Raw genomic sequence first — 22,578 nt, forward strand, 5'->3', positions numbered from 1 at the left:
TATAAGTGTAACTTCATTCTTAACTGAAAAAAGCATCACTGCATAGTTTTTAGAAATCCCTTTACTATTGTATCAAACTTTTCCGGTTGTTCCACATGAATTGCATGGCCAGCACCATCAATTTTGACAAATTTCGCGTCAGAGACGCATTTTTCGATGTTTTTTAATATGCGAAAGAACTTTTCATCATGCTCCCCGTTCATTAAAAGAACAGGCATTTTTAAGTTTTGCAGCTCATTCCACCAAGAAGGCTGAGCCCCTGTTCCCATGCCGCGCAAGCTATTTGCGAGCCCTTTTGGATTGTTAGCAAGTCTTTCTTTTCGCACTGCTTCTTGTACGTTTTGTTCTAAACTTTTTTGCCTTTCAAATAGCGGAATATTTTCCCACATTGTTACAAAACTTTCGATGCCTTCTCGCTCAATTTTGTGAGCAAGTCGCTCATCTTTTTCACAGCGTTCTTCCCGCTCATCTTCCCTTTCAAGCCCAGCTGTACAATTTTCTAATAAAAGAGAATGTACATATTCTGGATATAGACATGCCATCGTAATTGCCAGTCTACCGCCCATTGAATAGCCGAGTATGTGCGCTTTTTCAATATGAAGATAATCTAGTAGTTCTTTCATTTGCAATGCTACATTTCGAATATCATAATGCGTCACATCTTCAGGGCTTTCTGTTTTTCCGTGCCCAACAATGTCTACTAAAATGACTTGAAATTGCTCGCTCCAAGAAGGAACGAAAGAACGCCACGTTTCCATGCTTCCCGTAAAACCATGAAGAAGTAGAAGTGGTTCCCCGCTTCCGACTACTTCATATTCATACGATACACCTTGCAGTGTTACGTTCATTTTGATTCACCTTGCAACGATGCAGTAATTACGTCCTGCGTTTTTGCCCATAATTTACGATGCAATGTTAAGTTTTCATCACGGTTCGTACAAATTTCTACAACGTGTAAACCTTCCGCCCTTGTTCCTTTTTGTACCTCTTCTCGGAATTGCTCCCAACCATTTACACGACTAAATGAACCGCCATACATTTTGACAACATGTTCATAATCAAGCCCAATCGGTGTTCCAAATAACGATTCGAAGTGTTCCTTTTTCTCATATTGTGGTAAGAATGAGAAAATACCGCCACCATCATTATTTACAACGACAATCGTTATATTTAATTCGTGTAATTTTGCTGCTAACAGTCCATTTAAATCGTGATAAAATGATAAATCACCAATCACTAATACAAGTGGGTCACAAATAACGCTCGCTCCTAGAGCTGTCGAAATGATTCCATCAATACCATTTACACCGCGGTTTGCCATCACATGGATGTTTTTATCCGATGTGAAGAAGAATGAGTCTGTATCACGAATTGGCATACTATTGCTCGCAAATAATGTTGCGTCTTCTGGTAATACGCGCACAATATCTGTAATAACCTTTCCTTCAAATGCAGTTTCATATGTTTCCATTTCACGAAGCGTTTCCTTCGTTTTTTCGTTTATATGTTGCCACATTCGGAACCAATCATTCTTTTTCATAACTGGCATTTTTTCTATTAATGCCTTGCAGAATTCAATGTCACTTGCTTGCACAACTTCTGTCGCAACAAGAGCTGGGTCTCTCCATTGTCCTGATTCATCGACAACGATATGAACTGCTTTCGTTTGTTTTTTTATGAACTGCGTTAACGATTTAGAAACAGGCATACCACCAAAGCGAATTAAAACATCCGGTTTCCATGTTTCTTTTAACTGTTCATTTCGTAAAAATGTATCATAACAGTCAATTACCATCGTTTTATCGTGGTGTCCGCTACGAATATTAGAAAGTGGGTCTGCTAATATAGGATAGCCAGTTTTTTCAGCTAATTCTACCGCAAACATTGCGATTTCTGCATGACTATCATCTCCACAAATAATAAGCCCCTTTTCCATATGTGAAAGGCGCCCTACAAGAGAATCTACATATTCACTCGGCATCACCGCGTTTCCTTGTTGAACTACTCCTGTATATTCACTACGCCCTTTATCCCATAAGCTTTCTAGTGAGAAATCAGGTATAAGTGGCTCGCGAACTGGAAAATTAAGATGAACAGGACCCTGCGGCGCTAAACAAGCATTTGCTATCGTGCGCTGCGTCGTCATACGAGCATAATGATACATCGTTTCACTTGCTTCTGGCAGTGCCATCTCTGTAAATTGTTTCACAAAAGTACCGTATAAATTAAATTGATTCATCGCTTGTGGTGCACCGACATCTCTTAATTCATGCGGTCTATCCGCTGTTAAGACGATAAGCGGCACTCGTGAATGGAAAGCTTCACATACAGCTGGATAGTAGTTCGCTGCTGCCGTTCCTGACGTACATAATAATGCAACCGGACGTTTTTTCGCTTTTGCGATACCGAGCGCAAAAAATCCTGCAGATCTTTCATCTACATGTAAATATGTGTTCATTCCTTCGTGTTGTTCCATTAGTAGAGCAATCGGCGTTGACCGTGAGCCTGGACTAATGACAACATCACATACATTTAGACGCGTCAGTTCATCCACGAACGCGCCTAAATAATATGATAATGCTTCTATATGATTGTTCATTTCATTAATTCCTCCAAAGCACCAAGCATCGGTCTAAACTTCAAACTTGTTTCTTCATATTCAAGTTGCGGTACTGAATCAATTACAATCCCGCAACCGGCAAATAAGGATGCCTTCTCGCCATTTAATAATCCGCAGCGAAGTGCAACCGCAAATTCACCATTTCCTTCATCATCTATCCAGCCAATCGGTGCACCATATAATCCTCTATCTAGCAATTCAACATCACGAATTAATTTCATCGCTTCTAAACGAGGTGTCCCGCCAAGAGCTGGTGTTGGATGTAATTCTTCTACCATCGTTAAAAGACTCGCATCGCCTTTTGCCTCTACAGGCGTATATAAATGAATTAAATTTTTCGTTGTTAATAAACCTGGACTTTCTGGAATATTAACGTATTCGCAGTGCTCATTTAATACCGACCTGATCATGTTCACAACATAACCGTGTTCAGCTAAATTCTTTTCATCATGAAGAAGCGCATCACTATTTCGCTTACTTTCTTCTATAGATTGACCATGACCAGTTGAACCAGCAAGACACATTGAAGTAAACTTCTCATCTTCTTTGCGAATTAATCTCTCTGGCGTCGCTCCTAAGAAGCATGCTCCTTTATAATCAAAAGAAAATACGTAACAATCCGGTTGCCCAATGCGAAGTGCTTCTAAAACAAGCGCAGAATCAATATGATGATCCATCTCTACTTTTAGCTCCCTCGCTAATACAACCTTCTGCACGTTCCCCTGCTTCATCTCATCTTGCACTTTCTCAATAGCCTTCATCCAGCCTTTCGGATCCACTTCTACTTTAGAAGTAACTGTTAATTTCGATCCTTGTAGTGCACATTTACTCTTCTCAAAAATTTTCTCTTCTAAAGAAACAATTTCGTTATAAAGAGTTTCTGCACAATCTGTTGCTGAAACGAATGTATTCATTGTTAACCATGCTTTTTCATTTTTTACAGTTAATAAAAATGCTGGTAGTGAAAATGTCGTATCATCAAATTCTTTCCATAAATCTGTTTTCTCTTTTTCTTGGTCAAATGAAAACCCGCCAAATAAAAGAGGACCTGTTCCAAATTCGTATTTTTCCCTTTGTACAAATGCTTTCTCTTTTACTTTATCCCACTCGTCACGAGCAGTTTGAAAGCGTTTGTGAGAAGCAGTTGCTATAGTGAAAACAGAACCAATTCCAGCAAATATTACATGCTGAGCTGGGTCTGCAAAATAACATCTATTTTCGAATGCAATCCTTTTTCCTGCTGCATAAAACAGAAGCGGATCCATCCAGTCTATTTGTTTTACGAAGCTCACCAATATTTTTTCATCAGTTGCACGCTTAATGGCCGCACTTAGAACTTCTTGCAAGCCTATTTGTTTCGTTTGAATCACAATTGTCTCCCCCCTATGGGCGAAAAATAGTCATAATTACGCTTGATTTTAAGATACACCTCAAACGAAAGGCCTGTCAACGTTTAGCATTTCTGAGAAATTCACCTTCTCTTCCTAGAAAATAAACGTTGACACTAAATGATGCTTTTTCTACACTTAGTTGTGTACAATATGTGACCAAAGGAGGATTCAACATGGAAATGAACGTCAAAACGAATTCCTCTCCTACGGCGCCAAAGCCAAGTAAGCAAACAGGCTGGCGCATTTGGTGGAGTTTACTACGTCCCCATACATTAACAGCAGCTTTCGTTCCTGTTTTCATCGGAACAGCCTATGCAATGCAGGTCGGAGGTATAAATCAAATACATCTCCCTCTTTTCCTTATAATGCTTCTTGCTTGTCTTCTCATTCAGGCAGCAACAAACATGTTTAATGAATACTTTGATTATAAAAGAGGGCTCGATCACGAAGGTTCAGTCGGTATCGGCGGCGCTATCGTTCGCGATGGCATTCAGCCAAAAACAGTGCTTAACTTAGCATTTGGATTTTTCGGCATCGCAATACTATTAGGTGTTTATATTTGTATGAATTCTAGCTGGTGGCTTGCTGCAATCGGTCTTGTTTGTATGACCGTTGCTTACCTTTATACAGGCGGCCCACTTCCCATTGCGTATACACCATTTGGAGAGTTAACAGCCGGATTGTTTATGGGTGTCATTATTATCGGGATTTCATTCTTTATTCAAACTGGGGCTGTAACATCGGAAGTCATTTTACTATCTATTCCAAGCTCCATTTTAATTGGTGCCATTTTACTAGCGAATAACATCCGTGACTTAGATGGCGATAAAGAAAACGGTCGTAAAACGTTAGCCATTCTCGTTGGACGTGAAAGAGCCGTTGGTGTACTCGCTTCTATGTTCATCGTTTCCTATATTTGGACAATTGCTTTAATTATCGTGGGCATCGTATCACCATGGATGCTTATCGTATTTTTAAGTGCACCGAAAGCATTTAAAGCGACGAAAGGCTTTATCGGCAAAAGCATTCCAATGGAAATGGTACCTGCGATGATAGCAACAGCAAAAACAAACACAATCTTCGGTCTCCTCATGGGAATCGGATTATTACTTGGATATTTCCTTTAAAAGGAGCTGCTAATGCGGCTCCTTTTTCATATACCAATTTCAGCTCATAATTCCTCCTCGCAACGCTCATACTATGTAAAGAAACTGAATTGTAGGAAGGTGGACGACTATGTTAACTCCACAACAAATAAATCAATTTAAATCCGTTTTAGAAAAGCAAAAACAAGAACTAGAGCAAACGATACAAACACATGAAAATGAAGATCGTGCATCTGAACGTGATTCCGTTGGGGAATTATCTAGCTACGATAATCATCCAGCTGATATGGCAACAGAGCTATATGAACGTGAAAAAGACTTCGGGCTTATTGAACTTTGGCATAAACAACTAGCGGATACGAAACATGCCCTGCAAAAAATAGAAGCAGGTACGTACGGCATTTGCGAAGTGTCTGGCGAAGAAATTCCATTTGAAAGATTGGAAGCAATGCCGACTGCTACAACATGCATCCAGCACGCGACAAATAAGTTAAATATGAATACACGACCAGTTGAAGAAGAAGTGTTATCCCCTTCTTTTCACAAGCATGATGAGGATCATTCTGTTGAGTACGATGCGGAAGATGCGTGGCAAGATGTCGCAAATTACGGAACGTCTGAAACACCGTCCGATTTAGAAAGACAAGATTCAAAAAACTATAATGGCATGTACGTGAATAGTGAAGAAAACGTAGGCTACGTGGAGGATTTTGAAAACTTTATCGGTACGGATATGTACGGGAAAAACCCACAAGTTTTCGCTACAGAAGAGCATGAAGAATATGAACAAATGCTTGATGATTTTGAAGAACGTACCTTCAAAGGTGAATTATCTTCAAATGAGTCGAGCTCCAAAGAATAAAAAAAAGCATTCCGAAAATCGGAATGCTTTTTATCGCTAGCTAATTAGTTTTTTGTAACGTTAGCAGCTTGTGGTCCACGGTTACCTTCAACGATTTCGAAAGAAACTTCTTGACCTTCTTCTAAAGTTTTGAATCCGTCACCTTGGATAGCTGAGAAGTGAACGAATACATCGTCTCCACCTTCAACTTCGATGAAACCGAAACCTTTTTCGCTGTTAAACCATTTAACTTTACCTGTTTGCATGTCATGTACCTCCTAAATAAAAATGAAACTATGAATCCACATGAAAAGGTGGATATAAAGGACATGAATGTATAACAAGCTTACAGCCTTTAATTCAACGTGCTTTATTTCCGTACCACATTATGTAGCTCAATAGTGATTTCACTATATCACGCTATATCCAAAACGTCAAATGAGAACACTTTCATTCCACCATTTTTTTATAATTTTAATATAATGTTGAATTTCCATATTCATATTTTATCCCGCCATTTGCGGACAGCTCAATTGGTGGGAGCTGATAATCAGTTTCGATACTCCCACTTTATTTAAAAATTAACAAAACTAAAGTATTCTAATCCTGTTAAATTCTGTACAATATAAGTATCTATTACATACGAGGTGAAAAAAAATGAGAGCACACGAAATCGAGTATAAGTTATACGGCGATGATATGCAGTTTGTTGAAATTGAGTTAGATCCAGAAGAAAGCGTGATCGCAGAAGCTGGCGCAATGATGATGATGGAAGATTACATAGAAATGGAAACAATCTTCGGTGATGGTTCTGGCCCATCTGGAGGTTTATTCGGAAAATTAATGGGCGCTGGTAAGCGTCTCGTTACAGGTGAAAGCATGTTTATGACTGTATTTACAAATACAGGTCACGGCAAGCGCCACGTATCATTTGCTGCCCCTTATCCAGGTAAAATTATTCCTGTAGATTTAACAGAATATCAAGGAAAAGTAGTTTGTCAAAAAGATGCATTTCTTTGTGCAGCAAAAGGCGTTTCTATCGGAATCGAGTTTACGAAAAAAATCGGAACTGGTTTCTTCGGCGGCGAAGGTTTCATCATGCAAAAACTCGAAGGTGATGGACTTGCTTTCATGCATGCAGGCGGAACTGTATATAAGCGTGAACTAAAACCTGGTGAAAAACTTCGCATCGATACAGGCTGTCTCGTTGCCATGACAAAAGACGTTAACTACGACGTCGAGTTCGTTGGAAAAGTAAAAACAGCTCTATTTGGCGGTGAGGGTTTATTCTTCGCAACGTTAGAAGGACCTGGAACAGTTTGGATTCAGTCCTTAACACTTAGCCGCTTAGCAGCACGCCTGACAAGCCCAGCAGCGCAAGGCAGCGGTGAAGGTAGTGTATTAGGTGGACTTGGTCGTTTATTAGATGGGAAAGAGTAAACTGTGCCCTTATGTGGGCATGGCAATCAACTAATAAAATAATAAAATTAAAACACCCTTGCTTGCAGTAATTGAAGTGAAAGGGTGTTTTAATTTACGTCTACAAACGAGAAAAAGCAGTTAAAATAAAGTAATAAGGTTTACTTCAGGAAAATAAGGTATATTATATTTGTTGAATAGATTCTCTTTAGAGACAAGAAAAGTAGGTGAACAAAGTGGGAAAATATCAATTGGATTCCAAAAGTCAGGTAGCTGTGGCAAAGTTTCATGAAAAACAGAAGCCTGCCAAATTTGATAAAAAGCAGCAACTTGAAAGATTGCGTACGGAGTATTTGAAAAAGAAGCAAAAACAAACAGATAAATAATATGTTTTGTTTTTCGATTTTTTCTGTATATAGTGTAAACAAACACAAGAAAATAGGTTATTTATTCATCTTCCAAATATATACAGGCCATTTTTTCAAACCTCTTACAAGCTTAGCGGGATAAAGTGAACCTTTAATCAGTGGGGTTTTGTTCATCCCTCACTGATTATCAGCTCTCACCAATCGGGCTGCCTGTTAATGCGGGATAAAGTACTGGTGAAAGTAGTATATTAGGTGGACTTGGTCGCCTTTTAGATGGAAAAGAATAAAAAAATGCCTCCAATGCAAAAAACATCGGAGGCATTTCTCTAAAGTTTATAACTATAGCACTTTATTTTTACTGTGGAGGGCTATACATTTCATTTCGAATCATATAATACTCCATCGCTTCATTAAGCCACGCCTCTTCTTCTTCCGTATAAGGAGATGGCATCATATTATTATATTGTTCTTCTACATTCTCTAATTCACCTAGAGAATACATTGTCTCTTCACCAACATACTTAAGAGTCGCCTTCATATGTTCATCAACCAATTTTTGCACTTCTGAATCCTCAATTTGTCTTCCAAATAACCTTTTCACTTCTTTTGCTAAACGCACAAATTCTTTATCAAGTGCTATGCCCTCTTCTTCTGGCTTATTATATAATCTATCAACCAACTTTTTTGATACATATCCTTCAAGCCATAAACGTTGTTCGTTTTCTTTTTGAATACTGTTAATTAGACTCATTAATATGTCACTATCCAACTCTTCATCTTCCTCAAGACATACCATTGCTCGTTCAAGTGCCTTTATCGAAACTTCAATGTGTTTTTTCTTTTCTTCAAAGGCTTTTCTTTGTTGTTCCAACGTTTCTTTTAAACTTACATTCAAACTCGGCATTTTCAGCATGAGTCGTATTTCTTCTAAACTATATCCTAATACTTTAAGACTCACTATTTTCTGTAGCTCTACTATATCTTTTTCCTTGTACACACGGTGACCAGAGCTAACATTCTTTTCAGGTTTAAGTATTCCAATTTCATCGTAATATTGTAGTGTCCGTATTGATGTGCCTGTTCTCTTTGAAAACTCACCAATTGAACAGCCTTCCTTTTTGCTCATCTTACACTCCTCCTAACAATATGTTTACAAAAACCATACTCCCTCACGTAACTGTAGGTTCAAGCACTTTTTCCAAAAGAATGAATCAAGTTCCTCACTGCATATATTAAACTATACTTTTTCTTAAGGAGGGCTTCCTTAATGCGTACTCCTTTATCCTTTGATAAAGACACTGCCATACTGTTAGCTTCTTGTTGTGAGTTAACGTATGAACAATATAAACAAAATGGCATTTTCGAAATACCAAATGGTTTTCAATATGTACAAGGGTTTCAAGGAAAGGCCATTCAAACAACAGAATGGTTCGGATTTATATTAGAATCTGAGGATACAATTATCGTTGCCTTCAGAGGCACTCAAACAGACCCAGATTGGATTATTGATTCTCTCGTCAATCAAAAACCTTATCCTTATGCTTTAAATGGCGGAAATGTCCATAACGGTTTTCTCTCTATTTATGAGTCTTGTCGTGATTCTATTATGGATATGCTCGTATCATTGCCAGCACATAAAAAACTGCTAGCTACTGGGCATAGTCTAGGTGGCGCGCTTGCCACATTACACATATTAGATGCACGTATAAATACTGCCTTCGCACAGTATGGACTTTATACATTCGCTTCTCCAAAAGTAGGAGATATCGCTTTTCGAAATTATTATAAACTACAAGTAGCTAGTAGCTTTCGTTTCGTCAATTTGTTCGATGTCGTTCCACTTCTCCCTCCCCGAAATATAAATTTTAATGATCATGATTGGGAGTATGCACACGTCCATCACAACATGACATTTACAAAAAACACAAAATCCATTACAAATAATCATTCCATTACAACATACAAAACATGTCTGACTTCTCATTTTTAACCAGTAAACAATTGGAAATAAAATATTCGTATACTATAATAATGTATGAAGTTATTTTTGGATGAGGGGACCTTACATGTTAAAATTTATCTTAGCATTTTTTCTTATTGTAATTTTTACGGTTACAGGTTTCTTTACATTTTCATACTTTGCGACAGGAGAGTATGATGGGGCAGGTATCATATATACCACTGTTCCATTTCTTTCTTAAGCAAAATAAATAAAACGAGCTTAATTTTATTAAGCCCGTTTTATTTATTAATATCCATTTTTGTTGGTAAATCGATAATATATCTCCCAATATAGCAACCTCTTTAAAACTGTTTAACTGCATTACCGATATCCCAAATTTCATTACTATACTGCAAAATCGTTCGATCGCTCGCAAAATGACCAGACTGTGCAATATTTAAAATCGACATTTCTAGCCACTTCGTTCGGTTCTCATAAGCTCTACCGACAGCTTCTTGCCTTTCCGCATATGGACCAAAATCTCGCAGAACGAAATATTCATCATTTTGAATAACGAGAGAATCGTAAATCGCCTCAAATTCAGCACCCGATTGTGCAAAGAAACCATTCGTTAATTGATCAACTACTTTTTTAATGTGCCTATTGTGGTGATAATAATCACTTGCACGATATCCACCATTTTGATAGTAATGAAGAACCTCTTCCGCTGTTAAACCGAAAATGAAACAGTTATCATCACCGACCCGGTCTTTTATTTCAATGTTAGCACCGTCTAGCGTTCCGAGTGTAATCGCGCCATTCATCATAAATTTCATATTACCTGTTCCCGATGCTTCTTTACTCGCCGTTGAAATTTGTTCACTTACATCCGCCGCTGGGAATATATCTTCCGCTAAAGAAACTCGATAGTTTTCTAGAAAGATAACTTTCATATATTGACTGACATACGGGTCATTATTTACTTTTCTTGCGAGTTCATTTATTAATTTAATAATTTTTTTCGCGTAATAATAGCCAGGTGATGCTTTCGCTCCAAAAATAAAAGTACGCGGATAAAATGTAAAACTAGCATCCTCTTTCAAACGGTTATACAAATATAAAATATGAAGAACATTTAATAATTGTCGCTTGTAAGCATGTAGTCTTTTTACTTGTACATCAAAAATAGAATTAGGATCAATTGTAATCCCCATTTTATTATGAATGCGCGCCGCTAAAATCTCTTTACGCTCTTGTTTTACCTCTGCAAATTTCTCTTGGAAACTCGCATCGTATTGAACTAATTGTAGCTCTTGAAGCTTAATCGGTTCTTTCTTCCACTCTGTTCCAATCGCCTCTGAAATAAGGTTTGTCAGCTGTGGATTCGCCTTCATTAACCAGCGTCTATGAGCGATTCCATTCGTTTTATTATTAAACTTATCTGGATAAAACTCATAAAACAATCGCATTTCACGTTGCTTTAAAATTTCCGTATGAATTTTTGCAACACCGTTTACACTATGGCTACCGACAATTGCTAAATGAGCCATTTTCACAAGATCATGCGCAATAATCGCCATCTCTTCAATACGATGCCATTCATACGGATAACGTTCCCAAAGTTCATGACAGAAACGTTCATTAATCTCTTCAATAATCATATAAATTCTCGGTAATAACGGTTTAAAAATGTGAATTGGCCACTTCTCAAGTGCTTCTGATAACGTCGTATGATTCGTATAAGAAATCGTTTGCGTCGTTATGTGCCAAGCTTCTTCCCATGCTAGTTTTTCTTCATCTAATAAAATACGCATCAGTTCTGGAATCGCCAAAACTGGATGTGTATCATTAATATGAATCGCAATTTTCTCATGTAATTGACGAAGGTCACCATATCTTTCTCTATGCATTCGAACGATGTTTTGCAAACTTGCTGATACGAGGAAATACTGTTGTTTTAAACGAAGTATTTTTCCCTCATCATGCGTATCATCTGGATATAAAAACTCCGATACAGCCTCTGTTTCGCGCTTATATTTCAAAATATCTTTGCAGTTTTGCGGGAAAGGAACTGGTTCAGCATTCCAAAGTCTAAGTGTATTTACAGTACTCGTCTCATAGCCAACTACCGGCACATCATATGGCACGGCCATAATGACTTCTGCATTTGTATGCCTAAACTCTAAACGTCCGTCAATTTCTAGCGGTTCAACACTGCCGAAATAACTTACTTCTACAGCTTGATCATGCCTTCTTACTTCCCATACGTTTTCATGAAGAAGCCACTGTTCTGGAAATTCAACTTGATAACCATCAACAATTTTCTGATCAAACAAACCATGTTTATAACGAATTCCACAGCCGTGTCCTGGCAAGTTTAAAGAGGCAAGTGAATCGAGAAAACAGGCTGCTAAGCGTCCAAGCCCACCATTACCAAGGCCTGCATCTGCTTCCACTTCTTCTAACTCTTGTAACGAAATCCCTAGTTCAGATAACCCCTGCTCGCATACATCTCGAATACCTAAATTCAAGATGTTACTTCCAAGCAAACGTCCAAGCAAAAACTCAATAGACAAGTAATACATTTGCTTTTGCTCTCCGGATCGATAACTCTCGTTCGTTGCAATCCATTGACTATTCATATACTCACGTACCATATGGCCGAGCGTATTATATTGATCACGAGTTGTAGAATCTTTAAAACTTTTACCATACATCGTCTCTAACTTTTCTAGAAAAGTTGATTTAAAACTTTCAACATGAGTAAACATTTTTTCACCACCTACATGTTATTCCATGAGACTTTTATACAATTCCTTATAAGCAAGAGCCGATTGCTCCCAGCTATAATCTTCAGTCATCGCTTGTTTTACAAGCTGCTCCCACACTGGTTTATCGTGATAGAATTCAATCGCACGCTGAATCGTATGCAGCATGTCATGTGCATTAAAGTTCATGAAACTGAAACCATTTCCTTCGCCTGTTTCTTCATCATAAGAATGTACCGTATCGTTTAATCCACCTGTTTCTCTTACAATTGGAATCGTACCGTACGCTAATGCGATAAGTTGTCCAAGTCCACACGGTTCAAACAGTGATGGCATTAAAAACAAATCGCTTCCCGCATACACTTGGTGAGCTAATTCTTCATTAAATCCGATATAAACTTTTACCTTCTCCGGATACTCATATGCCATCCACTCAAAGAATTGCTCATATTCCGAATCACCTGAACCTAAAATAATACATTGTACATCTTCTTCCATTATTTCGTGGAATACAGTACGTACTAAATCAAGACCTTTTTGCTTCGTTAATCTCGTTACCATTGAAATAATTGGTGTATCCTCTTTTTCTGGCAAACCAAAATAACGCTGCAAAGCGCGTTTATTTTCACTCTTTTCATATAATGAATCTGCATCATACTGCGCCTTAATATACGAATCCGTTTCTGGATTATATACGCTGGTATCAATGCCATTTACAATGCCGCTAAGCTTATCATTATATTTTCGCAGTAATCCATCTAACTTCTCACCAAAAAATTCATATTGAATTTCTTCCTTATACGTCGGGCTCACCGCTGTAATTTGATCCGAAGCGATAATACCGCCTTTCATAAAGTTCACATTCCCATAAAACTCTAGCTGCTCACTATGAAAATATTCATCACCAAGCTCTAACAAGTCGTACATCACTTCAGGAGGAAATACTCCTTGGAACTGCAAGTTGTGAATTGTATATACCGTTTTAATACGCTCATATAACGGGTTATCTTGATACTTTTCACGAAGTAAGAAATTAACCATAGCCGTATGCCAATCGTGGCTATGAAGAACATCCACTTCAAAATCAAGGTGCGGAATACACTCTAACACCGCTTTTGAGAAATAAGAAAAACGCTCTCCGTCATCATAATGACCATACAGAGAATCTCTCTTAAAATAATATTCATTATCTATTAAGTAATACGTAATTCCGTCTTGCTCACCTTTTAAAATTCCACAATATTGATTTCTCCACCCGAGCGGGACATTAATTACTTTATGTAACGTACATCCATCCCTTAACTTTGGCGGAATAAGACTATAATTCGGGAGTATAATGCGAACGTCCACCCCTAATTTTTTTAGCTCTTTTGGGAGCGCACCTGCTACATCAGCTAAGCCTCCCGATTTAACAAATGGTACACATTCTGATACTGCAAATAAAATATTCACTTGTTGTCCCACTGCACGAAAAGCTTATACTACTTCCCTTGCAGCTTCCTCCCTTCGAGTTTTCATTTGAATTAAAACTTTAATCAGTGGAGGAAGACCCCCACTGATTCTTTTAAGAATAACTATTAATCGTACTGTTTTGAACGCTTCCTTTTTCTACAACGTATGGCTCATCAGCGTTTCCTTTTAGTACAACACCGTCACCAATTTTCACGTCTTTATCAATAATAACACCGTCTATTATACAGTTATCTCCAATTTGGCTCTTTTGCATAATAATACTGTTACGAACAATGGAACCTTTTCCAATTTTAACAGAACGGGAGATAACACTATTTTCTACTTCGCCTTCAATAATACTGCCGTTTGCAATCATTGTATTTTTCACGGCTGCACCTTTTAAGTAACGAGTTGGTGGTTCATCTTTTACTTTCGTAAAGATCGGTGCTTCTTTCTTAAATACTTGCTTCCAAATAGCAGGTTGCAAAATTTCTAAGCTATGTTTATAGTAACTTTCAATCGAATCAATAATCGCTACATATCCTGTATGCTCATAAGTAGCAATATGCAGTGATTTTCCGCGCTTTTCTCTCACCACATCGAATAAGCTATATTGCTCCAAATCTTTATATGACTCAAATAAATCTAACAATAATTTTTTCTTTAACACGTATGTTTGAAGCGAAACCCCTTCATGGCAAACTTCCGTAATATCAGCTGCCGTATGTATATGTCGCTCTAACACCGCCTGGAAATTCAATGCTGTTACGAGATGGCTATTCGTAATAACGACGTATTCTTCCCTAGCTCTTAGAAAATAATCAATATGTCTTCTAAAATGTGCAAAAGATCCAAATTCATCTTGGTCACATTGGCAATTTGGTGGGAATAAAAACAGTCCGTCTCTTTTTCTATCTAAATCCCACTGCTTTCCTGAACCAACATGGTCCATTAACGAGCGGTTTTTATGACTTGTAAAAACTGCCACACTATGAATATTAGAATTCACCATATTTGAAAGCATGAAATCAATGAGTCGATAACGGCCCCCAAACGGTAACGCCGCTAGTGAACGATGCCCTGTTACTTTCTTTAAGGAAGGAAAACTTCCCGTTGCATTAATAATTCCTAACATTTTTTCTCCCATTCATTTCATCCCCCTTTTCTATTTCCCTTCAGCAATGAGTACTACATCGTCAACATTTTTTTCCGGACGAATAATTGTTCCATCTTCAATAACCATTTCCGATCCAACAATTGCTCTTTCAATCACAACATTTTTTCCAATCTTTGCTCCTGGCATAACGACAGAATCAATAACCATACTACCTTCTTCTACCGTCACCCCTTGGAATAATACAGAATGCTTCACGTCCCCTTCAATGACGCATCCTTCGTTAATAAGTGATTCTTCTACTTTTGCCTGCTCTGCAATATATTGAGGTGGCTCATTTGGATTTACAGAATAAATACGCCAATTACGATCGTTTAAATTCAGTGATGTTTCATCGCGCAGTAAATCCATATTCGCTTCCCATAAGCTCTTAACCGTTCCAACATCTTTCCAATATCCTTCAAACGGATACGCCATCAACTTCTTCCCTTCATCTAATAAAAGCGGAAGTACATCTTTTCCGAAATCATTACTAGATTCAGGATTTCTTGCATCCATCTCTAAATACTCTTTCAAAATTGACCAATTAAAAATATAGATTCCCATTGATGCAAGATTACTTCTTGGAAATTGCGGTTTCTCTTCAAACTCAACAATCTCCATTTCTTCATTTGTATTCATAATGCCAAAGCGACTCGCTTCATCCCAAGGTACTTCAATAACAGAAATGGAAACATCCGCTTCCTTCTCAATATGATAATCTAGCATTTTACTGTAATCCATTTTATAAATATGGTCGCCCGATAAAATAAGAACGTACTCTGGTTCGTACTGACTTAAATAGTTTAAGTTTTGATAAATGGCACTTGCCGTACCTGTGTACCACTTCACACCTGAAGACTCCGCATAAGGAGGTAACACTGTGACTCCACCGCTTACTCGGTCTAAATCCCACGCATTGCCGATTCCGATATAATTATGAAGTTCAAGTGGTTGATATTGCGTTAAAATCCCAACCGTTTCAATACCAGAATTCGCACAGTTACTTAGCGTAAAATCGATAATGCGATATTTACCACCAAATGGAACAGCTGGCTTGGCTAAATTTTTTGTTAATGCACTTAATCGACTACCTTTTCCCCCTGCTAGTAACATTGCTACGCACTTTTGTTTTTGAGCCATCTTGTTTTTTGCTCCCCTTTCTCGTCTTCACTGGTCGTAATATGGATACGCCAAATGGTGGAATTGTAATTTCTACATGTGCTGCTTGATTATGATACGGTTCTTGAATTGCTTTCAGACGTTTCTTATTTACTTGCCCTGACCCGCCATATTGCTGTGCATCACTGTTTAAAATCTCGTTATAATACTCGAAATCTGGTACACCTACTTTATAGTTTTCATATGTAGCTTTCGTAAAATTACATACGATAACTAACGCATCTTCTTGTTTATCTCCTTGGCGGATAAACGAGAAAATACTTTGCTCGTTATTATTAGCATCAATCCACTGAAAACCTTCAGGCGAATGATCAAGCTGCCAAAGTGGTTTTGAGCGCTTATACAATGCTATGAGCTCTTTAAAGTAATCATGCATATAACGATGCATTTCAAAATCATGTAAATTCCAATCTAAATCTTCAAGGTCTTTCCACTCATCAAACTGCCCGAATTCTCCTCCCATGAAAAGTAATTTCTTTCCTGGGTGAGTAAAGAAATATCCATATAATAAACGAAGCTGAGCAAACTTATCCCAGTAATCACCTGGCATTTTATTTAATAACGACTTTTTCCCATGAACGACTTCATCATGAGAAAGGGGTAATATGAAGTTTTCAGAGTAAGCATATAGTAAAGAGAACGTCATTTTCTCATGAATATATTTTCTGTACTCTGGCGCACACTCCATATATTTCAGCACGTCATTCATCCAGCCCATATTCCATTTGTAATTGAATCCAAGCCCACCTTCATACGTTGGTGCTGTTACAAGTGGCCAAGCTGTTGAATCCTCTGCCGTCATAAGAAAATCTTCATCCTCTGCAAACACTGCTTCATTTAACTCCCGTAAAAATGACACAGCGTACTCATTACTTTGCTCTTGTCCTTCTTTATTCCAGTACAACATGTTCGCAACTGCATCTACTCTGAAACCATCAATATGGAAATATCTCATCCAAAATAACGCATTTGAAATTAAGAAATTACGTACCTCTCTCTTTCCTAAATCAAAATTGACAGTTCCCCATACTAGATTTTCTTGTACATCTTTATCTTTATATTCATAGGTCGGTGTGCCATCAAACAAATATAAACCGTGAGCATCTTTACAAAAATGCCCCGGTACCCAATCTAAAATGACACCGATTCCATATTTATGACATTCGTCGACAAAATACATTAAATCATGCGGTGTACCAAATCTACTCGTCGCTACATAATATCCCGTTCCTTGATATCCCCAAGAACGATCATATGGATGCTCAACAAGCGGCATAATTTCAATATGTGTAAATTGATGTTCCACCACATACGGAATGAGTTCTTCTGCCATTTCCCTGTAAGAATATAGTGTTCCATCTTCTTTCTTTTTCCAAGAACCGAAATGTAATTCATAAACTGTCATCGCTTCTTTATAAATCGGTTTTTTCTTTTTCTTACGATTCCAGTTTTTATCATTCCATTCATATCCTTTTATATCAAAAACTACAGATGCCGTATTCGGTCTTACTTCTGCATATATAGCATACGGATCTGCCTTTAAAATGACGTCACCAGCCAACGTTTCAATCGCATATTTATATATTTCTCCTTCTTCAATATGCGGTATAAATAAGGACCAAATGCCTTCTTCTGTCACTTGTAGCATCTTATGTTGCTCATAATCCCACTTATTAAAATCTCCAACAACACTCATTGCTTTCGCATGAGGAGCCCACACTGTAAATCGTACCCCTTGAATCTCATCTTCCGTCACAACATGTGCGCCAAAGATGTTATAACTTTCATAGTACTTTTCTGTATGAAACTCATCTCGTTTCACTTCTTCACAATTTATTACACTCAATATGCTCACCTCACTTAGATGACAGAATTTTTTATACTTTAACTATTTCTGTGAAAAACTGCAATATCCTTGTTAATTTATAAAAAACATTCGTTTTTTTCTTAAAAATGTTAGTTTTTCTTCACATTTCCGTGTAAAATATCGAATTTTGACGAATATTCATTGAAAACGCTTTATTATTCTTCTATATTTTTACCAATTATTTTTCTCAACCTTTATTTTATTATGTTTATCCTATTTTTCATGCTATTTTCCACTCAAAATCAAAATAAAATAATCTGTCATAAAAAATGTTTCTCAATATTTTTTGTCACAATGTTATTGAAATGCGAAATTTAATCCTGCTTTTGAAAAGCTACTTTCCGACAAAGGGGTAACCGCAAAAGTAAATGAACCGAAACTAGAGGCAGGTTCTGTTACAGTTGGCGGTGCTATCGATGACAAAAACTTTGCTGGATTAGATGGTGATTTCCCGTTCATTGATGTAACTTTCAAAGTAGAAAATGATGAATTTTATGAAGCAAACGCTCAATTAGAGTCACCAATTTTTGTTTACTGGAAACAAGGTGAATCAGAACCAAATAGAATGCGTGTACTTCAAGATCAAACATTCTCAGTTATGTCCTTAAATTCACTAGTAGAAGGAAATATTAAACCTGGTGCATTCTTAAATGAACGTGGCTATTTAGATGAAAAGTTCGATTATACAAAGCTTGGCGTAAAAGTATATGCGACTGATTCTTATCGTCATAAGTTTGAAGGCTCACTAGATAAATACGGATACTTCAAACTAAATGGACTTCCAGTTAATAAACGCGACTATAACTTATATGTAGAGGTGCCAGGACATTTAACAAGCCGCCTAACAACGAAACTTGGTACTGAAAAAGACGGTAAGCTGCTTGGCCAATATTATTATGCAAGACCTGACAAAAACCTTGCCGGCGATGTAAATGCTGATAAAGTAATCGATATTAAAGATGCTGAAATTATCGCTAGCAACTATGGTAAAAAAGGACTAACTGTAAAAGACGGAGACCTTAATAAAGATGGGATTGTCGATGAAAAAGATATTCGCTTCGTTGAAAAGAACTTCTTGAAAAAAGAGCTAGATGCATCTAAATCACAAACAGCTGCTGAAAAATCCAAAAGCGGTACACTGACAGATATTTTAAAGAAATTAGGATTAATGCCTAAAAAATAATAAAGTGAAACTTTAATCAGTCGAGGTTTTACTGCCCGGCAAATAGCGGAATAATAAAGAGCACTCTACGTAAAATAGAGTGCTCTTTTTCTATAAACGACCCTTATCCAGCAAAAGGGGTATATTGGGGATATACAAGGGAAACCGGAAAAGGAATTTATATTAAATTATATAAGTTCAGAGGTAAGAAGCAGTTTCCCACCTCTGAATTATTTAGTAATTATTATAGTACTGGTGCCATTGTTTCTTTTAATACTTTTACAGAATGAGCGAATTTCGCTTTTTCTTCTTCATTTAACTCAAGCTCTACGATTTCACGTACACCTTCACGGTTAATTACAGCTGGAACACCTACATAAGCATCTTTCTCATCGTATTGACCTTCAAGGTATGCAGATACAGTTAATACGCTGTTCTCGTTGTTTAAGATTGCTTTAGTTACACGAAGTAGTGACATACCGATTCCGTAGTAAGTTGCACCTTTACGCTCGATGATATGGTAAGCTGCATCACGTACATTTTCAAAGATTTTATCTAAGTCTTCTTGTTTGTACTGTTCGTTATTAGCTAAAATTGTTTCTAGTTTTTGTACACCGATAGTAGCATGGCTCCATACTGGAAGTTCAGTGTCACCGTGTTCACCAACGATGTAAGCATGAACGTTACGTGGATCTACATTTAAGTAGTCACCTAACATGTAACGGAAACGAGCAGAGTCTAAAGTAGTACCAGAACCAATTACGCGCTCTTTTGGTAGACCAGATTCTTTCCAAGTTACGTAAGTTAAAATATCAACTGGGTTAGTTGCGATTAAGAAGATTCCATCGAATCCGCTATCCATAATACCGCGAACGATTTGTTTAAAGATCTTTGTATTTTTCTCAACTAGGTCTAAACGAGTTTCACCTGGCTTTTGTGGTAATCCAGCAGTGATAACTACTAAATCTGCATCTTTACAATCTGCATAGCTACCGCTCCAAACTTTTGTTGGTGATGGAGAGAATGGTACCGCATGGCTTAAGTCCATTGCTTCCCCTTCTGCTTTTGCTTCATTAACATCTACTAATACGAATTCTTCAGCTACACCTTGGTTGATCATTGAGTAAGCATAACTACAACCTACAGCTCCTGTTCCTACTAATACTACACGATTGATACCTTTTTTCATGGTAATTTCCCCTCTCTATTGTTCACATCTATTTTTTATGATTGTTTAAGTAATTAATTAAAATACTAATTTAATGTTGTTTAACTTCTTTACATTCATATTGTAGCACGTATTATTGTGAATTACTTCACAAATTATGACCTATTTGTGAACTTTTTCACATATGATGTAAAGTTATTGGAATAGGTGTGGAATCCATTTCAATGGAGGCGTTTTCTTTAGATTGTGAAAGGGATTTTCTTGTGGTTTTTGTCGGTAAGTGAAATTATATCGGCGATTTTTAGAATATATGGACCGTAACTCCAAATATATCAGCGATTATTAAAATTTATCGACCGTAACTCAAATTATATCAGCGATTTTTGCAATATATCGGCTTACCGACAAAACTCGACAATAATGACAACATAAAAAAGCTGTCTTCAGTAGGTCACACCTATTGAGAGAAAGCAGCTTCTTCTATATATTATTTATTTTCCACAGTAGCTCCCGGATGTATTTTCATCGGTTTCTCCAAGTGTAGGAGGCTACAGCCATACAGCTGGGGTAAAAGTTCAACTTGAGGTATCATTTGTTAGATAGATAGTTCCTTCATATTCATACAGGCCAAATAAACAACATGATTGTATTTACGGCTCTATATACCCAACTGCAACAGCCCATACTTCATATTTCTTCTATTGCCTAAAAAAGCAGAGTATCCAAAGTCCACTTTTACACAACAAAAAAGAGATAGCAGATTATGCTATCTCTTTTAGTATGACCCGTACGGGATTCGAACCCGTGTTACCGCCGTGAAAGGGCGGTGTCTTAACCACTTGACCAACGGGCCAGTTCTGGCAGAGAAGAAGGGATTCGAACCCTCGCACCGCGTTCGCGATCTACTCCCTTAGCAGGGGAGCCCCTTGAGCCACTTGGGTACTTCTCTATAAATATGGCTCCGCAGGTAGGACTCGAACCTACGACCGATCGGTTAACAGCCGATAGCTCTACCACTGAGCTACTGCGGAACAATTATGGTGGGCCTAAATGGACTCGAACCATCGACCTCACGCTTATCAGGCGTGCGCTCTAACCAGCTGAGCTATAGGCCCATAATTGAAAAGCGGGTGAAGAGAATCGAACTCTCGACCAGAGCTTGGAAGGCTCTTGTTTTACCACTAAACTACACCCGCATTAAATTGTAAATGGTGAGCCATGAAGGACTCGAACCTTCGACCCTCTGATTAAAAGTCAGATGCTCTACCAACTGAGCTAATGGCTCATTTTGAAAGTGGTGCCGACTAGAGGACTTGAACCCCCAACCTACTGATTACAAGTCAGTTGCTCTACCAATTGAGCTAAGTCGGCTTGCGACTTCAAAATGGTGGCTCGGGACGGAATCGAACCGCCGACACGAGGATTTTCAGTCCTCTGCTCTACCGACTGAGCTACCGAGCCTTTATGTAAAAATGGCGGTCCCGACCGGGGTCGAACCGGCGATCTCCTGCGTGACAGGCAGGCATGTTAACCACTACACCACGGGACCATTTGGTTGCGGGGACAGGATTTGAACCTGCGACCTTCGGGTTATGAGCCCGACGAGCTACCGTGCTGCTCCACCCCGCGATGATAAAATATTTACTTTAGAAAAAATGGAGGAGGTAGAGGGATTCGAACCCCCGCGCGACTCTCGCCGCCTGTCGGTTTTCAAGACCGATCCCTTCAGCCGAACTTGGGTATACCTCCGAGATATATACGTCTAATGGTGGACCTTGTAGGACTCGAACCTACGACCGGACGGTTATGAGCCGTCTGCTCTAACCAGCTGAGCTAAAGGTCCTTTATGGTAGCGGCGGAGGGGATCGAACCCCCGACCTCACGGGTATGAACCGTACGCTCTAGCCAGCTGAGCTACACCGCCATAAATGATATTTAAGATAAGTGGAGCCTAGCGGGATCGAACCGCTGACCTCCTGCGTGCAAGGCAGGCGCTCTCCCAGCTGAGCTAAGGCCCCATGTTTTTTTGGAATATCGGGAAGACAGGATTTGAACCTGCGACCCCCTGGTCCCAAACCAGGTGCTCTACCAAGCTGAGCCACTTCCCGTTAATAAAAGCGCGCCCGAGAGGAGTCGAAC

17 protein-coding genes, 15 tRNA genes and 2 pseudogenes are annotated in these 22,578 nt (G+C 38.3%); 8 read left to right on the forward strand and 26 right to left on the reverse strand.

The window, feature by feature from the left end; translation table 11 throughout:
• Nucleotides 1-35: 35 nt before the first annotated feature.
• Genes menH through MR143_RS27995 form a run of 3 tightly spaced genes read right to left on the reverse strand, consistent with a single transcriptional unit; the run spans nucleotide 36 to nucleotide 3,990 of the window.
• Nucleotides 36-848, reverse strand: coding sequence for a 2-succinyl-6-hydroxy-2,4-cyclohexadiene-1-carboxylate synthase (gene menH / locus MR143_RS27985; RefSeq protein ID WP_001103374.1), 813 nt, complete (start codon nucleotides 846-848; stop codon nucleotides 36-38).
• A complete protein-coding gene (menD, locus tag MR143_RS27990) occupies nucleotides 845-2,599 on the reverse strand; it encodes a 2-succinyl-5-enolpyruvyl-6-hydroxy-3-cyclohexene-1-carboxylic-acid synthase (protein WP_001059227.1) in 1,755 nt (584 codons plus the stop codon). Before menD ends, menH begins: the two co-directional genes overlap by 4 nt.
• Nucleotides 2,596-3,990, reverse strand: a complete 1,395-nt coding sequence (locus MR143_RS27995; RefSeq protein ID WP_000616717.1) for an isochorismate synthase — start codon at nucleotides 3,988-3,990, stop codon at nucleotides 2,596-2,598. Before MR143_RS27995 ends, menD begins: the two co-directional genes overlap by 4 nt.
• 194 nt (nucleotides 3,991-4,184) lie before the next feature.
• Here MR143_RS27995 and MR143_RS28000 point away from each other — a divergent pair, with 194 nt between their 5' ends.
• Together MR143_RS28000 and MR143_RS28005 are read left to right on the forward strand one after the other, a co-directional pair.
• Nucleotides 4,185-5,138 carry a 1,4-dihydroxy-2-naphthoate polyprenyltransferase gene (locus MR143_RS28000; RefSeq protein ID WP_000425764.1) on the forward strand — a complete coding sequence of 318 codons (954 nt, stop codon included), beginning with the start codon at nucleotides 4,185-4,187 and terminating at the stop codon, nucleotides 5,136-5,138.
• A 109-nt stretch (nucleotides 5,139-5,247) separates the two neighbouring features.
• Nucleotides 5,248-5,979: a yteA family sporulation protein gene (locus MR143_RS28005; RefSeq protein ID WP_000957367.1), complete on the forward strand. Its 732-nt coding sequence runs from the start codon at nucleotides 5,248-5,250 to the stop codon at nucleotides 5,977-5,979.
• A gap of 44 nt (nucleotides 5,980-6,023) precedes the next feature.
• Here MR143_RS28005 and cspD read toward each other — a convergent pair whose 3' ends face one another.
• Nucleotides 6,024-6,224, reverse strand: a complete 201-nt coding sequence (gene cspD, locus MR143_RS28010) for a cold-shock protein CspD (protein WP_001193054.1) — start codon at nucleotides 6,222-6,224, stop codon at nucleotides 6,024-6,026.
• A gap of 391 nt (nucleotides 6,225-6,615) precedes the next feature.
• Here cspD and MR143_RS28015 point away from each other — a divergent pair, with 391 nt between their 5' ends.
• Nucleotides 6,616-7,398, forward strand: a complete 783-nt coding sequence (locus MR143_RS28015; RefSeq protein WP_001201258.1) for a TIGR00266 family protein — start codon at nucleotides 6,616-6,618, stop codon at nucleotides 7,396-7,398.
• A gap of 215 nt (nucleotides 7,399-7,613) precedes the next feature.
• Complete coding sequence (locus MR143_RS28020; RefSeq protein ID WP_000521643.1) at nucleotides 7,614-7,763, forward strand: hypothetical protein; 150 nt, start codon at nucleotides 7,614-7,616, stop codon at nucleotides 7,761-7,763.
• A 337-nt stretch (nucleotides 7,764-8,100) separates the two neighbouring features.
• On the opposite strand, the gene MR143_RS28025 is transcribed toward MR143_RS28020, so the two are convergent.
• Nucleotides 8,101-8,871, reverse strand: coding sequence for a MerR family transcriptional regulator (locus MR143_RS28025; RefSeq protein WP_000037214.1), 771 nt, complete (start codon nucleotides 8,869-8,871; stop codon nucleotides 8,101-8,103).
• Nucleotides 8,872-9,012: 141 nt separating this feature from the next.
• Here MR143_RS28025 and MR143_RS28030 point away from each other — a divergent pair, with 141 nt between their 5' ends.
• Both MR143_RS28030 and MR143_RS33075 read left to right on the forward strand, forming a co-directional pair.
• Nucleotides 9,013-9,735, forward strand: coding sequence for a lipase family protein (locus tag MR143_RS28030; protein ID WP_001260127.1), 723 nt, complete (start codon nucleotides 9,013-9,015; stop codon nucleotides 9,733-9,735).
• 76 nt (nucleotides 9,736-9,811) lie between these two features.
• A complete protein-coding gene (locus MR143_RS33075; protein ID WP_000911085.1) occupies nucleotides 9,812-9,946 on the forward strand; it encodes a hypothetical protein in 135 nt (44 codons plus the stop codon).
• A gap of 103 nt (nucleotides 9,947-10,049) precedes the next feature.
• Here MR143_RS33075 and glgP read toward each other — a convergent pair whose 3' ends face one another.
• The 5 genes from glgP to glgB all read right to left on the reverse strand — a co-directional run bounded on the left by glgP (nucleotide 10,050) and on the right by glgB (nucleotide 18,088).
• Entirely contained in the window at nucleotides 10,050-12,458 is a 2,409-nt protein-coding gene (gene glgP, locus MR143_RS28035) for a glycogen phosphorylase (RefSeq protein ID WP_000494102.1), read from the reverse strand.
• 18 nt (nucleotides 12,459-12,476) lie between these two features.
• A complete protein-coding gene (glgA, locus tag MR143_RS28040; RefSeq protein ID WP_002164217.1) occupies nucleotides 12,477-13,907 on the reverse strand; it encodes a glycogen synthase GlgA in 1,431 nt (476 codons plus the stop codon).
• 112 nt (nucleotides 13,908-14,019) lie between these two features.
• Nucleotides 14,020-15,054: a glucose-1-phosphate adenylyltransferase subunit GlgD gene (gene glgD / locus MR143_RS28045; RefSeq protein ID WP_000504137.1), complete on the reverse strand. Its 1,035-nt coding sequence runs from the start codon at nucleotides 15,052-15,054 to the stop codon at nucleotides 14,020-14,022.
• Nucleotides 15,055-15,072: 18 nt separating this feature from the next.
• Nucleotides 15,073-16,203, reverse strand: coding sequence for a glucose-1-phosphate adenylyltransferase (glgC, locus tag MR143_RS28050; RefSeq protein WP_000057616.1), 1,131 nt, complete (start codon nucleotides 16,201-16,203; stop codon nucleotides 15,073-15,075).
• Nucleotides 16,151-18,088: a 1,4-alpha-glucan branching protein GlgB gene (gene glgB, locus MR143_RS28055; protein WP_242281116.1), complete on the reverse strand. Its 1,938-nt coding sequence runs from the start codon at nucleotides 18,086-18,088 to the stop codon at nucleotides 16,151-16,153. The genes glgC and glgB overlap by 53 nt, the downstream gene beginning before the upstream one ends.
• A 325-nt stretch (nucleotides 18,089-18,413) precedes the next feature.
• Between glgB and MR143_RS28060 the strand changes: the two are divergent.
• A pseudogene (locus tag MR143_RS28060) lies at nucleotides 18,414-19,292 on the forward strand (S8 family serine peptidase); the annotation flags it as partial.
• 223 nt (nucleotides 19,293-19,515) lie between these two features.
• Here MR143_RS28060 and MR143_RS28065 read toward each other — a convergent pair.
• Nucleotides 19,516-20,460, reverse strand: a complete 945-nt coding sequence (locus MR143_RS28065; RefSeq protein WP_000715349.1) for an L-lactate dehydrogenase — start codon at nucleotides 20,458-20,460, stop codon at nucleotides 19,516-19,518.
• 486 nt (nucleotides 20,461-20,946) lie between these two features.
• On the opposite strand from MR143_RS28065, the pseudogene MR143_RS28070 reads away from it, so the two are divergent.
• A pseudogene (locus tag MR143_RS28070) lies at nucleotides 20,947-21,123 on the forward strand (IS4 family transposase); the annotation flags it as partial.
• A 97-nt stretch (nucleotides 21,124-21,220) separates the two neighbouring features.
• Here MR143_RS28070 and MR143_RS28075 read toward each other — a convergent pair.
• The 15 genes from MR143_RS28075 to MR143_RS28145 form a co-directional block, all read right to left on the reverse strand.
• Nucleotides 21,221-21,292 (reverse strand) — tRNA-Glu (locus tag MR143_RS28075).
• A 5-nt stretch (nucleotides 21,293-21,297) separates the two neighbouring features.
• Nucleotides 21,298-21,388, reverse strand: a tRNA-Ser gene (locus MR143_RS28080).
• Nucleotides 21,389-21,395: 7 nt separating this feature from the next.
• Nucleotides 21,396-21,470 (reverse strand) — tRNA-Asn (locus tag MR143_RS28085).
• Between the two features lie 7 nt (nucleotides 21,471-21,477).
• Nucleotides 21,478-21,554, reverse strand: a tRNA-Ile gene (locus tag MR143_RS28090).
• Nucleotides 21,555-21,564: 10 nt separating this feature from the next.
• A tRNA-Gly gene (locus MR143_RS28095) sits at nucleotides 21,565-21,635 on the reverse strand.
• A 13-nt stretch (nucleotides 21,636-21,648) separates the two neighbouring features.
• Nucleotides 21,649-21,724, reverse strand: a tRNA-Lys gene (locus tag MR143_RS28100).
• Nucleotides 21,725-21,734: 10 nt separating this feature from the next.
• Nucleotides 21,735-21,810, reverse strand: a tRNA-Thr gene (locus MR143_RS28105).
• Between the two features lie 14 nt (nucleotides 21,811-21,824).
• Nucleotides 21,825-21,900 (reverse strand) — tRNA-Phe (locus tag MR143_RS28110).
• A 12-nt stretch (nucleotides 21,901-21,912) separates the two neighbouring features.
• A tRNA-Asp gene (locus tag MR143_RS28115) sits at nucleotides 21,913-21,988 on the reverse strand.
• Nucleotides 21,989-21,991: 3 nt separating this feature from the next.
• Nucleotides 21,992-22,068, reverse strand: a tRNA-Met gene (locus MR143_RS28120).
• Nucleotides 22,069-22,095: 27 nt separating this feature from the next.
• Nucleotides 22,096-22,188, reverse strand: a tRNA-Ser gene (locus MR143_RS28125).
• A 17-nt stretch (nucleotides 22,189-22,205) separates the two neighbouring features.
• A tRNA-Ile gene (locus MR143_RS28130) sits at nucleotides 22,206-22,282 on the reverse strand.
• A 4-nt stretch (nucleotides 22,283-22,286) separates the two neighbouring features.
• A tRNA-Met gene (locus MR143_RS28135) sits at nucleotides 22,287-22,363 on the reverse strand.
• Nucleotides 22,364-22,384: 21 nt separating this feature from the next.
• Nucleotides 22,385-22,457 (reverse strand) — tRNA-Ala (locus MR143_RS28140).
• A gap of 16 nt (nucleotides 22,458-22,473) precedes the next feature.
• Nucleotides 22,474-22,547: transfer RNA gene (locus tag MR143_RS28145), tRNA-Pro, on the reverse strand.
• Nucleotides 22,548-22,578 lie beyond the last annotated feature (31 nt).

It is taken from the genome of Bacillus cereus group sp. BfR-BA-01347, assembly GCF_022663835.1.
Classification (GTDB): domain Bacteria; phylum Bacillota; class Bacilli; order Bacillales; family Bacillaceae_G; genus Bacillus_A; species Bacillus_A thuringiensis_K.